The sequence below is a fragment of the Acinetobacter johnsonii genome, assembly GCF_048551975.1.
GTDB classification, from domain to species: Bacteria; Pseudomonadota; Gammaproteobacteria; order Pseudomonadales; family Moraxellaceae; genus Acinetobacter; species Acinetobacter johnsonii_A.
The window spans coordinates 17,106-29,648 of the sequence record NZ_JBIMCF010000026.1; the positions used below are offsets into that span (position 1 = coordinate 17,106).

Consider the following 12,543-nt stretch of genomic DNA (forward strand, 5'->3'; position numbering starts at 1 on the left):
TCACTAAGATGGATTTAACAACTGCTGTTGAATCCATTTTATATTTTCGGGACTAAATAAAGGCTCAATATTTTGCCAAATTGGATGAAAACCATAACCACCATGTTTCATCTCAGCCAAGGCATCAGCGGTAGACCAGTTTTGGAAAATAATGCGATACATGGCCACACTGGCACCAGTACGGTCTGAGCCATGGTAGCAATGCAATAAAACTTTTTGTTGGTTTTGCTCTGCAAGTTGGATTTGTTGCATCACCTTTAACAAATCTTCTCGGTCAATCGCCCATGTATGAATCGGGATATGTACCAGTTCAAACCCTTGGTTAGACAGTTTTTTCAGATCTTGATTGCGTGAGCGTAAGTTAATAATTACATCAATTTCTTGTGCTTTTAAACTCGGAACTAAATTCTGATCGGGTTGCTCACTACGAAAAACAGTTTCACTGATTTGATAGAAATTATGCTCAGGCTGCATCGACTGTCCCCAGTGTCTTGGACGCTCTGGATCTGGCAGTGCAGGCGTAGTCATACAGCCAGAAACACTGATACACAGAGAAAGTATAACAAGATATTTGGTCATAGGATCAGGCTCTGATGGTGTGAAAGTTCAACCGGATCATGCGCACAAAAGATTTCGATACGTGGTTCCGACTGTGCCAATTGTTGAATTTTATGCAGGTTGCTTAAACGCTGTGCATTATCTTCAGCAAAAAATACTTCCAAGGCATTTAAGCTGCGAAGTCTGTTTTGGGGGTTAAGTTCTAGGTGGGAGTAGTAAGCATCCCCGCAGAAGAGTTTCCAACCTTGTTGGGTTTTAATGGCAATGCCACAGTGACCTTCAGTATGCCCAAACAGTGGAATCAAAAGAATCTCATTATGAAATAAGTCAAACCCTTGCACTTGAGTCAAATTAAACCATGCGTCACCGTGAATCGGCTCAATAAAGTGCCAATGGCGATGCTGCTGAAATTGTTGTGTTTTATAACGGGCTTTATTTTTAAATGATTTCAGGTTTTGTGCAGCATTATATTCGTTAGACAGAATATGTACGGTTGCATTGGGAAAGTCAGAAATACCACCCGCATGATCAAAATCCAGATGTGAAACCAAAATGTGTTTGACATCCTTTGGGCTAAAGCCAAGTTTTTGGACTTGTGCAATAGCGGTTAATTCTAAGTTTTGTTCAATTTTTCCAATTCGAGCCACCAACTGCCCCAAACGCTGCTTGGTGTATAGATAGTCCTGTATGCCTAAGCCTGTATCAATCAACACCAGCCCTTGATCTGTTTCAACCAAAAGACAATGGCATACCACCTTAGCTTGAAAACCTTTTTGACCAAAGAGTGGGGCACACACTGGACACATGGTGCCACAATGTAAATGGTGAATGTTATAGATCATAAAGTCATTTTTATCGTATTGTTTTGACTGTTATAGCGGAAGATTTGAGTTTTAACAGTTTGATTTTGTTAAAGAGTCATGTTTGCCTGCATTAAGCGGAAAAAAGCCTGTCGATTGACAGGCTTTCAAAAGCTCAAACTCGGCTCGTCATTAGAGTTTGAAACGATCATATAAGGTAACTCTGAACGTATTTTTATTGTTTAGGTTCCTCTCTGGATTACTTGGAGTTCAGTGCCCCATTTTTGTTTTCAATGGGGCTGCTCGGTTAAAACTTCGGGCTTCAGTTGTCTGCTGCAACAGCAGAATATTTTATCCTTGCTAAGGCTGTGGAGTCAGGCGTAAATACGGGGTGACTGCTTTATAACCTTTCGGAAAGCGCTGTGCGATTTCAGCTTCATCTTTGAGTGATGGCACAATCACCACATCTTCACCTTGTTGCCAGTTCGCAGGAGTTGCAACTTTGTGGCGATCAGTCAGTTGCAGTGAGTCAATCACGCGTAAGATTTCATGGAAATTACGACCTGTTGATGCGGGATAAGTGATAATCAAACGGACTTTTTTGTTTGGGTCTATAATCACTAAAGAGCGAACCGTTAATGTTTCACTGGCATTGGGATGGATAAAACCATATAACTCAGACACTTTACGGTCTTGGTCGGCAATGATCGGGAAATTCACCGTGGTATTTTGGGTTGCATTGATGTCTTTGATCCAACCATAATGCGATTCGACATCATCGATTGAGAGGGCAATGGCTTTTACTCCACGTTTTTCAAATTCATCTTTGAGTTTTGCGGTAAAGCCAAGCTCGGTGGTACATACTGGCGTGTAGTCAGCAGGATGTGAAAACAGTACCCCCCAGCTGTCACTTAAAAATTGATAAAAATCAATTTCGCCTTCGCTCGAAGCCTGTTGAAAGTTGGGTGCGATGTCGCCTAAACGTAAACTCATGTTGAACCTCAAATTATCTTTATGTCTATGGAATGAACATCACTATGGCGCAATTTCTTTTGCATGAAAAATAGTGTTTTATTATTTGTTTATACAAAATACTCATAATTGGTCGGATAAGTGTTCTGTATTTGGTATGCCAAAGATGACCTTCATTGTTGCTCTAGACACCGCTTATTTGCATATTTGGTAACGGTGTTTAGACGAGATTTTTTCTGCTTTTGTGAAGTGTATCGCTCTATAGAATTGATCGAACATACGATCGGCTATAATTATTTTCATGATTGATTTATATTTGTTTTTTAAAGTAATTCTAAAAATATAACAAACTTGAGTATTCGAATAATGCAAAAAATAAGTATAGCTCTGACATTGCTGTTATGGGGACTGGAAGTAACTCATGCGCAGAATGGTGGGCAATTGAAACAAGCCCAAGTCAGTACTGCTCATCAAACGCCACAACAAATTACAGATCAATATCTATAGCTGAATACTTAATTTATTATCACACTTAAAACCATAGGAAATGAGGTTTTACAGATGTTTCCATAGGCTAGTGTTTTTAGAATTTAGCTATAGCGTCTCAAAAAAGCCTTACACAGCGGAAAGTGGCGCTGTCTCAGGCTCTCGAACAGGAGTTAGCTCGAGGTCAGAATGCGAATAATATTTATCAAGTTGCTTGTGTACAGCTTGTTCCGATTCTTACCGCAATGCGAGTCAATGATGAACAACTCTTGAGTTTCCTACACAGCATAAATCCAAGTCAGTCCAATAATGGGGTGAAAGCCTCGCTGCGGCAAAATCAAGAACTTGAAAGCAAAACCTTGAATAACTGCAAACAATTAAAGTCACTACTTTAAAAAAGACCTTGAATCCTGATGAGTTCGGATGAAATCTCTATATCGGCTGTTTAAAATTTGTTACATTAGTTTGCCTTAGATTCGACGGGCTAGAAACAATGAATAGATTTTTTAAATGGTTTTGTGTAAAGCCCTTGTACTTCAAATTTCTAGCACCATAATAACGACTAAGAAAACATATTCATTTGACAAGCAAGATTTAGAGAGTCTATTCATGTTGGCAAGTCTGATCGGAGGAATCTTCGGTACCAAAAATGAGCGCGAACTCAAACGCATGCGTAAAATCGTAGACAAGATTAATGCGCTCGAGCCGACGATATCCGCTCTTGGCGATGCAGACTTATCTGCAAAAACTGAAGAATTTAAACAACGTTATAACAAGGGCGAAAGCCTCGATAAATTACTCCCGGAAGCATTTGCCGTCTGCCGTGAAGCAGCTAAGCGTGTCATGGGCATGCGTCATTATGATGTACAGTTGATCGGTGGTATTACCTTACACGAAGGTAAAATTGCAGAGATGCGTACAGGTGAAGGTAAAACCCTGATGGGTACCTTGGCGTGTTATTTAAACGCGATTAGTGCACAAGGTGTTCACGTCATTACCGTGAATGACTACTTGGCACAGCGTGATGCTGAATTAAACCGTCCGCTCTTTGAATTCTTGGGTTTAAGCATTGGTATTATCTATTCCATGCAAGATCCAACAGAGAAAGCTGAAGCCTATCGTGCTGATATTACCTACGGTACCAACAACGAATTTGGCTTTGACTATCTACGTGACAACATGGTGTTCTCGCTTGCTGAGAAAAAACAACGTGGTTTGATCTATGCCATCATTGATGAAGTCGATTCGATCTTAATTGATGAAGCGCGTACGCCTTTGATTATTTCAGGTCAAAGTGATGACTCTTCACAGCTGTATGCTGCAATCAACAGCATCCCACCCAAACTGCATGCGCAGAAAGAAGAAAAAGTCGCGGATGGCGGTCATTTCTGGATTGATGAAAAACAACGTTCTGTTGAAATGACAGAAATTGGTTTTGAAACGGTTGAAAATGAACTGATTGAAATGGGCTTGTTGGCTGAAGGTGAAAGCCTGTATTCATCGACCAACCTAAATCTAGTTCATCATGTTACTGCCGCCATTCGTGCGCATTACTTGTATCAACGCAATGTGCATTACATCATCAATGATGGTGAAGTAATTATTGTCGATGAAAACACAGGACGTACCATGCCAGGTCGTCGCTGGTCAGAAGGTTTACACCAAGCAGTTGAAGCAAAAGAAGGCTTAGAAATCCAGCCTGAAAACCAAACGCTTGCAACCACAACCTTCCAAAACTATTTCCGTCTATACAAAAAGCTTTCGGGTATGACCGGTACTGCCGATACTGAAGCTGCGGAAATGAAAGAAATTTATGGTCTAGATGTCGTCATTATTCCGACGCATCGTCCAATGATTCGTCTCGACCAAAACGATTTAATCTATTTAAATCGTAATGGTAAATACAACGCGATTATTCAAGAAATTCAACGCGTGCATGAGTCTGGTGTAGCCCCAATTTTGATTGGTACTGCAACGATTGAAGCGTCTGAGATTCTGTCGGATAAATTGAAAGAAGCAGGCATTCAGCATGAAGTGTTGAACGCAAAACAACACGAACGTGAAGCGGATATCATTGCGCAAGCGGGTGCACCGCGAGCAGTAACCATTGCAACCAACATGGCAGGTCGTGGTACAGACATTCTGCTCGGTGGTAACTGGAAAGCTTTACTGGCAAAAATTGAAAACCCAACCCCTGAAGATGAAGCGCGCTTAAAAGCCGAATGGGAACAAAACCATGAAATGGTATTGAGTTCGGGTGGCTTACACATCATTGGTTCTGAGCGTCACGAATCACGTCGTATTGATAACCAGCTTCGTGGTCGTGCAGGTCGTCAGGGTGACCCAGGTGTATCACGTTTCTACTTGTCACTTGAAGATGACTTAATGCGTATCTTTGCGGGTGATCGTGTTGTGGGCATGATGCGTGCGATGGGCTTACAAGAAGACGAAGCCATTGAGCATAAAATGGTGTCACGTTCGATTGAAAATGCGCAGCGTAAAGTTGAAGCACGTAACTTCGATATTCGTAAGAACTTATTGAAATACGATGACGTCAACAACGAACAGCGTAAAATTATTTACTCGCAACGTGATGAAGTTTTGGCCGAAAGCACATTGCAAGATTATATCGAAGAAATGCAACGTGATGTGATTAAAGGTGTGATTTCTAACTATATCCCACCTGAGTCAATTCATGATCAATGGGATATTGATGGGCTTGAAAAAGCGTTACGTGAAGACCTCGCGATTGATTTGCCAATCAACCAATGGTTGGAAGATGACCGTCGTTTAGATGAAGAATCTTTGGTTGAGCGTATTACTGATGAAGTGGTACAGCGCTACCGTAGCCGCCGTGAGCAAATGGGCGATGAAACAGCAGTTATGCTAGAGCGTCACTTCATGTTGAACTCGCTGGATCGTCACTGGAAAGATCACTTGGCAGCGATGGATTATTTACGTCAAGGTATTCACTTGCGTGGCTATGCGCAGAAAAATCCTGAGCAAGAATACAAAAAAGAAGCATATAACTTATTTGTAAATATGTTGGCGATTATTAAATCGGATGTTGTGACCGATTTATCTCGCGTACATGTACCAACGGCTGAAGAGCTGGCTGAAATGGAAGCTCAAAAGCAAGCTCAAGCTGAAGCGATGCAATTGAACTTGTCGCATGCCGACTTTGATGGTTTGTTGACCGATGATCAAAGCCAATTCGCAGAAGTAGATGCACAGTACGAGCCAGTCGAAGAGTTTGCGGCACCTGCGAGTCGTAACGCGCCTTGCCCATGTGGTTCAGGTCTAAAATATAAACAGTGCCACGGTAAAATCTAAACTGTGAGCGAGTGAAAAAGCAGAACTTCGGTTCTGCTTTTTATTGATATGACTAAAAAATTGACGTTAAGATCAGTCCAAATAAGATTCTGATTACAGTTAAAGCGTTGCATAATGTGAATAGCATTTGCAGTGTTAGGCATTAAATGCTATTTAGTTGCTCATCATCTAAACCTCTAAAGTGGAAAGACAATGAAAAAAGTATTAAAACCAATCATGATTGTAGCTTTAGCGCTTCCAACTTTTGCATTTGCAGATACCACTACCGCAGCTAAAGTTCAACAAGCTCGCGGTGCAACCACAGCACCTGCGGCACAAGCCAATGGCAATATTACGGTACAAAGTCCGCGTACAGGTATTCGCTATACCTTTGCCAATCCAAATCAACGCCCAGTGGTTCTGCAAACGGCTGCTATTGCTCCTGTAAATGCAGCAACGGTGAACCGCATTGTGGCTTCAAACCCAGCGCTTTCTCCTGTAAGCCAAGAAAATGCTAAACAAGCGCTTTTGTCTAGCTCAGCACAGCTTGCTTCAAATTAATCAAATGCTGTTGCATAAAACCAATCTTCGGATTGGTTTTTTTATGTCAAAAATGAGTGTGCATTGAAAAGTTAAAGCAAACAAAGTCTTCTGCTCGATTTTTTCTGAAAATTCTAATAAGCTGTGTTTTTTCTAACAAATGAATTGGACGTTTAAAATGCCAGTAGGTGACGTATCAATGCCACAAATGCACGTGGTGAAAGGGGTAAGAATCGGAACGGCTGAAGCTTATGTGCGCTATCAGAACCGACGTGATCTTGTCATTTTCGAATTTGCTGAAGGAACGAATGTTGCGGGTGTTTTCACTCAAAATGCGTTCTGTGCAGCGCCCGTGCATGTGTCTAAAGCGCACTTACAAGTGGCGAATCCGCGCTACCTCATTATTAACACTGGCAATGCCAATGCAGGTACAGGCAAGACAGGCATGCTGAATGCTGAGCGTACTTGTGCAAAATTGGCTGAGCTTGCTGGTGTACAAGCAACGGAAGTGTTACCGTTTTCAACAGGGGTGATTGGTGAACAATTGCCGTTGGAGCGTTTGTTAAATGGTTTACAGCCTGCATTAAATAGTTTGCGTGCTGATGCTTGGGGTGATGCTGCTACTGGGATTATGACCACAGACACCACACCGAAAGGCGCATCTGAGCAATTCGAATTGGATGGCATCACGTATACCATGACGGGTATTTCTAAGGGTGCAGGCATGATTCGTCCCAACATGGCAACGATGTTGGGCTATGTAGCAACCGATGCACCTATTAGCCGTGAGTTGGTTCAGCAACTATTGAGCGAAACGGTTAATGTTTCGTTCAACCGAATTACCATTGATGGTGATACTTCAACCAATGACTCCTGTATCTTTGCGGCTACGGGTCAAGCGGGTGGTGTTGAAATTAGCTCAACCCAAGATGCACGCTATACCGTAGTGCTAGATGTACTCACGCGTATGATGAAACGTCTTGCACAACTGATTGTACGTGATGGTGAAGGTGCAACTAAGTTTATTACGGTTGCTGTTGAAGGTGGGTATGACACGCAAGAATGCTGTGATATTGCTTATAGTATTGCACATTCACCTTTGGTTAAAACTGCGATTTTTGCGTCAGATCCGAACTGGGGACGTATCTTGGCTGCGATTGGTTATGCTGGGGTTAAGAATTTAGATGTTGAAAAAATTCAAGTTTGGTTAGATGATGTGCAAATCTGTAAGGATGGTGGTGCGGCTGCCGATTACACGGAAGCGGAAGGTGCTCGCGTAATGTCACAAGCTGAAATGACCATTCGTGTAGATCTAGGACGCGGGGCAGCGAAAGACACAGTGTATACCTGTGACTTATCTTATGACTATGTAAAGATTAATGCGGATTATCGCTCTTAATCTTAACGAGTTTAAAAAAAGCCTCCTTTGGAGGCTTTTTTACTATAAGAACTTTTGAATGATTGGTCAAAAGCCAAGAAGCCATTTGACCAATAAATTAAGTGCGGGACTTGCTTGCCGACAAGCATGAAGGGATGAATGAATGATGAACAATGCGACCAATTTAATTGCCAATGACGCAAAATCAATTGTACAGGCGCATTTGGATCGTTTGGGTGAAACCAAAGACTCCAAGCTCAGTGAAGAAGTGAAGCAAGAAAAATTTGCTTTAATTTTAGCCGAGTTGAAAAGGCGTGATGCAGTATTGGTAGCGCACTACTATTGCGATCCTGAAGTGCAGGAATTGGCCGAGTTAAGTGGTGGCTGTGTTTCTGATTCATTGGAAATGGCCCGTTTTGGTCGTGATCATCCAGCATCGACCTTGGTGGTGGCGGGTGTTAAATTTATGGGGGAAACCTCAAAAATTTTATCACCGAATAAAACCATTCTGATGCCCACTTTAGAGGCTACATGTTCTTTAGATTTGGGTTGCCCTGTTGAAGAATTTAGTCAGTTTTGTGATGCCTATCCAGACCATACAGTAGTGGTCTATGCCAATACTTCAGCAGCGGTTAAAGCCCGTGCTGATTGGGTGGTGACCTCAAGTTGCGCGGTCGAAATTATTGAGCATTTAGATAGTTTGGGTGAAAAGATTATTTGGGCACCTGATCAGCATTTAGGCCGTTATATTCAAAAGAAAACAGGCGCTGACATGTTACTTTGGGATGGCGCATGTATTGTGCATGAAGAATTCCGTGCACGTGGCATCGCGCAAATGAAGGCGCTGTATCCTGAAGCTGCGGTGCTGGTACATCCTGAGTCACCTGAGTCAGTGGTGGATGTTGCTGATGCTGTTGGAAGTACTTCACAGCTGATTAAAGCTGCGCAAACCTTACCCAATGAGCGACTGATTGTGGCAACCGATCGGGGTATTTTCTACAAAATGCAACAAGCGGTGCCCAACAAAATTTTGGTTGAAGCACCAACAGCCGGAGAGGGTGCAACCTGTCGTTCTTGTGCACATTGTCCGTGGATGGCAATGAATGAGCTGGATGGTATTTTAGAGGTATTACAGCGTGGCGATCAGGAAATATTCGTAGATCCTGCACTTGCTGAGCGTGCGAAATTACCTTTAGATCGTATGTTAGATTTCAGTGCATCGCTAAAACGTTAAAATTTGTATAAAAAATGCCTGAAACGCTTGATTAATATACATTTGACGTGATTTTTTTATTTTTTTTAAATATAGGTGTTGACGTTATCAAGCGTCACGCCTAGAATGCACACCGTACCGAACGAGATGTTCGATACAAAAGCTGAGATGAATCGGAGCATAGCACAGCCTGGTAGTGCACCTGGTTTGGGACCAGGGGGTCGTAGGTTCGAATCCTACTGCTCCGACCAATTCTTCAAGGCAAGGTTATCCATAATACCTCGTATTATTGGTCATGCGCCTGTAGCTCAGTTGGATAGAGCATCCGCCTTCTAAGCGGATGGTCACAGGTTCGAATCCTGTCAGGCGCGCCATTAGGTAGCTTGGTATTAAGAACCGACACGTTATGGTGGATGTAGCTCAGTTGGTAGAGCCCTGGATTGTGATTCCAGTTGTCGCGGGTTCGAATCCCGTCATTCACCCCAACTTTAAAAAGTTGAAATCGGAGCATAGCACAGCCTGGTAGTGCACCTGGTTTGGGACCAGGGGGTCGTAGGTTCGAATCCTACTGCTCCGACCATTTATTGAAATGGTCGAGATAAAGATACCGCGTTAAGCGGTTTTTTTATGCCTAAAATTTAGTAAAGTACATAAAAAAGCCTTCGTGACGAAGCCTAAAAATAAAACATAAATGCTTAAGGAATAATAATATTTACACGACGATTCAGCGCTCGATTTTCCTCGCTGCTATTTTCTACCAGAGGTTGTGATGCACCGCGACCCATGCTGTGAATATTTTGAGTTTTAAACCCTGTTTCGATAAAAATCTGGCTAACCGTTGATGCGCGTTTCTCCGAGAGTGTTTGATTGTAGCTTGGGTCACCAATATTGTCTGTATGTCCAACCACTTTAATTTTATTCAAATTATACTGCTGCAACTGTTTAGAAAGTGCTTCGAGTGCAGGTTTTTGAGCGGCTTGAATATCAGATTGGTCAAAACCAAACAATAATTTTTCAGGCAGTCTCAGTGTCCAGCCTTCTTCAGTCAAGGCGAAGCCTTGTTTTTTCAGCATACGTGCTTGTTTATAGTTGAGATGCCCTAAACTCAGGCAACCAGATAAAGCAGTGATAAGACCTGCGATAAGCATAAATTTGCAAACATGTTTTAACATGAGGATTCCTGATCCGGATTTACGCAAGGTGTGATGTACCACCCTTGAGCTAAGTTTTTGGCTTTATACATGGCATTGTCTGCTTCAGCAATCAAATCTTCAGGCGTTGTTGCACATTTTGAGAAAGCAACGCCAATGCTGAAACTAAAATGAATCTGATGTTGATCAAAAGATAACGGGGCTTTACTGCATTCGATTAAATGCTCGCAAATCAGTTCTAGGTGATCATAGTGTTTGATATTGCGGAGCAGAATTGCAAACTCATCACCACCTAATCGTGCTACCACATCGTGGCTTCTGACATTCTTTTTTAAGCGTTGAGCCATTTCTTTGAGCACGGCATCACCTGCTAAGTGCCCATAAACATCATTAATGTTTTTAAAGTTATTGTTGTCGATAAAAAAGAGAGCTGTCTGGTTTTTCTCGGGGTGCTTAAATTGATTGAACAAAATATTGTAAAAATAATGACGATTCGGGAGTTCAGTTAACTGATCATGCAACGCTTGATGTGATAACTGAGAGTTTTCGCTTTGTAGTTTTTCATTGGTACGCTGCACTTTATCTAATAAATTATTAAATGCACCACTGATGACGCGAAATTCATAAATGGGGGATGATGGAAGACGTGCTTGATATTGAGTATCTAGATTAAGGCTTTCAACAGTATTGACCATGGGTTGAATCGAGTGCATCAGTTTTTGATATGCTGAATGTAGCAACCACAACATAATCAATAGGATGACAAAAATCCCAGCGGAGAGACAAATCAAGAGCTGAAAGAAAAAGCTCTTGAGCTGAGTGGCACTACCGTAAATAATCAATGTCCCGTACTGGTTGTTTTGATGTTTGATGGTGCGTGTCACAGGGTGTTTAAAGAAGACCTTATCAAACAGATTTTCCATCCATGCAAACTCAGGTGTATGTTTGTATGCTTCGGCCAGCGGTTTCCCTTGCAGGTTGATGACTTGAATAGCGCGAATTGGATATTGCTGAATATGATTGTTCAGTGTTTGCTGTAGTGTAATACGATCATTGAAAATGACAGCAGGTTGAATTTGCTCACTTAAGGTCGCGCTAAAAATATTGAGGCTTTGTTTGGCATAGGTATTGATGGTGTAGATGGAAATTACCACGAAAATTAAACTACAAATTCCAAGAGTAAGAGCAAAAATCAGCAATTGAGACTGACTAAAAATTTTTTGTAGGGAGGTATTAGAACTTTTACGAAACACTGACTTAAGGCTCCGTAGATTTTGCTAATAATAAAACACGTGGATCTACACGCGCTTGGGATTGGGACAGGTTGGCCAAGTTTACCTTAAAGGAAGTTCGTGTTTTGTTTTGATATAAGCAAAATGCGCTACCTAATTCGCATTCGGTATTGTTGGAGCTGAACGTCAGAGGAGCATCTTTTAAGCTATTTATAATATTTTGCTCTTCACGCGGTGTGTAAGTTGAGAAAAAAACAGCATTGCACATAACCTTATTTAATTCAGACAAACTGACCGCTTGAATTTGATACGCACTTTCGAGTTGCTGATTCATTTGAATGAACTGATTGGATAATTGGTTGTTATTTAAAATGCATAAAGAAATGGGATTGGGAGTATTCCAATGTACATAGTTCAAAATCGTCAATGTGGTTGCAGGGAGATTTAATTGTGGTTGTGCCTGTACCTGAGAAATCATTAAGCAGGACAAGAGGGTTAAATAAATTTTGTATTTAAAAGCTGTCATTATTCATTTTGCTTGGCAGCGAAAGTGAGCTTATTTTAACGAAAAATAAACAGTGATGTTTAAAATTGCTTTAATAATCGACAAAAATCACATTTTTGACCAAAAAATATGCGCTTGAAATAAAATAATAGAAAAAGGTGTTGCAAGGGATTAGAAATACTGTAGAATGCACATCCATCGGCGGTGATGTTGATTAAAACTTGTTGAAAAACAAGGATTTAGCCCAAGCGGTAGAATCTGAGAGTCTTGAATAAGTTTAAAAATAATTAACAAAACCTGTTGACTTCTTCTTGAAAGAGAGTAGTATAGCCGACCTAGCTTGCTGATGACGAATCAGCAAGAAGATCATTAAGAGATTATGAAGAACAACTTGTG

At 41.4% G+C, this 12,543-nt stretch carries 11 protein-coding genes and 4 tRNA genes; 9 read left to right on the forward strand and 6 right to left on the reverse strand.

What is annotated here, in order from left to right:
- Positions 1-3: 3 nt before the first annotated feature.
- The 3 genes from ACG9ZB_RS14565 to ACG9ZB_RS14575 form a co-directional block, all read right to left on the reverse strand.
- A complete protein-coding gene (locus tag ACG9ZB_RS14565) occupies positions 4-579 on the reverse strand; it encodes a dual specificity protein phosphatase family protein (protein ID WP_419326487.1) in 576 nt (191 codons plus the stop codon).
- Positions 576-1,400, reverse strand: coding sequence for an MBL fold metallo-hydrolase (locus ACG9ZB_RS14570; protein ID WP_419326488.1), 825 nt, complete (start codon positions 1,398-1,400; stop codon positions 576-578). Before ACG9ZB_RS14570 ends, ACG9ZB_RS14565 begins: the two co-directional genes overlap by 4 nt.
- A 318-nt stretch (positions 1,401-1,718) precedes the next feature.
- Positions 1,719-2,351, reverse strand: coding sequence for a peroxiredoxin (locus ACG9ZB_RS14575; RefSeq protein ID WP_419326490.1), 633 nt, complete (start codon positions 2,349-2,351; stop codon positions 1,719-1,721).
- Between the two features lie 345 nt (positions 2,352-2,696).
- On the opposite strand from ACG9ZB_RS14575, the gene ACG9ZB_RS14580 reads away from it, so the two are divergent.
- The 9 genes from ACG9ZB_RS14580 (at position 2,697) to ACG9ZB_RS14620 (ending at position 9,839) form a co-directional block, all read left to right on the forward strand.
- The gene (locus ACG9ZB_RS14580) at positions 2,697-2,837 is read left to right on the forward strand and encodes a hypothetical protein (protein ID WP_419326492.1); all 141 of its coding nucleotides are present in this window, start codon (positions 2,697-2,699) and stop codon (positions 2,835-2,837) included.
- Positions 2,838-3,425: 588 nt separating this feature from the next.
- On the forward strand, positions 3,426-6,149 hold the full coding sequence (gene secA, locus ACG9ZB_RS14585) for a preprotein translocase subunit SecA (protein ID WP_419326494.1): 2,724 nt from the start codon (positions 3,426-3,428) through the stop codon (positions 6,147-6,149).
- A 192-nt stretch (positions 6,150-6,341) separates the two neighbouring features.
- Positions 6,342-6,689, forward strand: coding sequence for a hypothetical protein (locus ACG9ZB_RS14590; protein WP_004983653.1), 348 nt, complete (start codon positions 6,342-6,344; stop codon positions 6,687-6,689).
- 157 nt (positions 6,690-6,846) lie between these two features.
- A complete protein-coding gene (argJ, locus tag ACG9ZB_RS14595) occupies positions 6,847-8,067 on the forward strand; it encodes a bifunctional glutamate N-acetyltransferase/amino-acid acetyltransferase ArgJ (protein WP_419326496.1) in 1,221 nt (406 codons plus the stop codon).
- A gap of 145 nt (positions 8,068-8,212) precedes the next feature.
- Positions 8,213-9,280, forward strand: a complete 1,068-nt coding sequence (gene nadA, locus ACG9ZB_RS14600) for a quinolinate synthase NadA (RefSeq protein ID WP_419326503.1) — start codon at positions 8,213-8,215, stop codon at positions 9,278-9,280.
- Between the two features lie 153 nt (positions 9,281-9,433).
- Positions 9,434-9,510, forward strand: a tRNA-Pro gene (locus ACG9ZB_RS14605).
- Between the two features lie 46 nt (positions 9,511-9,556).
- Positions 9,557-9,633 (forward strand) — tRNA-Arg (locus tag ACG9ZB_RS14610).
- 35 nt (positions 9,634-9,668) lie between these two features.
- Positions 9,669-9,744, forward strand: a tRNA-His gene (locus ACG9ZB_RS14615).
- Positions 9,745-9,762: 18 nt separating this feature from the next.
- Positions 9,763-9,839: transfer RNA gene (locus tag ACG9ZB_RS14620), tRNA-Pro, on the forward strand.
- Between the two features lie 115 nt (positions 9,840-9,954).
- Here the strand turns inward: ACG9ZB_RS14620 and ACG9ZB_RS14625 are convergent.
- Genes ACG9ZB_RS14625 through ACG9ZB_RS14635 form a run of 3 tightly spaced genes read right to left on the reverse strand, consistent with a single transcriptional unit; the run spans position 9,955 to position 12,168 of the window.
- On the reverse strand, positions 9,955-10,431 hold the full coding sequence (locus ACG9ZB_RS14625; protein ID WP_419326498.1) for an OmpA family protein: 477 nt from the start codon (positions 10,429-10,431) through the stop codon (positions 9,955-9,957).
- The gene (locus ACG9ZB_RS14630) at positions 10,425-11,663 is read right to left on the reverse strand and encodes a diguanylate cyclase domain-containing protein (protein ID WP_419326500.1); all 1,239 of its coding nucleotides are present in this window, start codon (positions 11,661-11,663) and stop codon (positions 10,425-10,427) included. Before ACG9ZB_RS14630 ends, ACG9ZB_RS14625 begins: the two co-directional genes overlap by 7 nt.
- Before the next feature lie 4 nt (positions 11,664-11,667).
- The gene (locus ACG9ZB_RS14635) at positions 11,668-12,168 is read right to left on the reverse strand and encodes a YfiR family protein (protein WP_419326502.1); all 501 of its coding nucleotides are present in this window, start codon (positions 12,166-12,168) and stop codon (positions 11,668-11,670) included.
- Positions 12,169-12,543: the final 375 nt, after the last annotated feature.